General features: G+C 70.0%; 1 pseudogene. It reads right to left on the reverse strand.

Annotated features, from left to right (window positions below):
* A pseudogene (locus D7Y04_RS43730) lies at positions 1-383 on the reverse strand (serine hydrolase); the annotation flags it as partial.

Genomic DNA, 383 nt, shown 5'->3' on the forward strand with positions numbered 1-383 from the left:
GCCTGAGCACCCAGCCGCGTCACCACGAGGCCCAGTGAGCGGCTGACGTAGACCTTCTGGTCGTCCTTGCCCAGTCCGGCGAAGACGTCCTGCGGTGCGCTGGGAATGAGCGGGCCGTCGATGCGCGCGCTCAGCGGCGGTATCAGGGTGAAGGCCTTGCCATTGAGCCAGAACAGGTGGCCATAGGCGGGGTTGAGCGTCTGCGAGGAGTGGGTCGCGGTGGAGAGGTACGCCGAGGAGACGACCCGGGTTCCCGCCCACGCCCCGTCCGCGAGCAGCAGCAGGCCGAAGCGCGCCAGGTCTCGCGCGCTCATCGTCAGGCCCCACAGGGGCAGGCCCTTGCTGTCCGTATCGGAGCGCTGCTCCCACTGGCTGCGCGTCGC

This window comes from Corallococcus sp. AB038B, from assembly GCF_003668955.1.
GTDB lineage: Bacteria > Myxococcota > Myxococcia > Myxococcales > Myxococcaceae > Corallococcus > Corallococcus exiguus.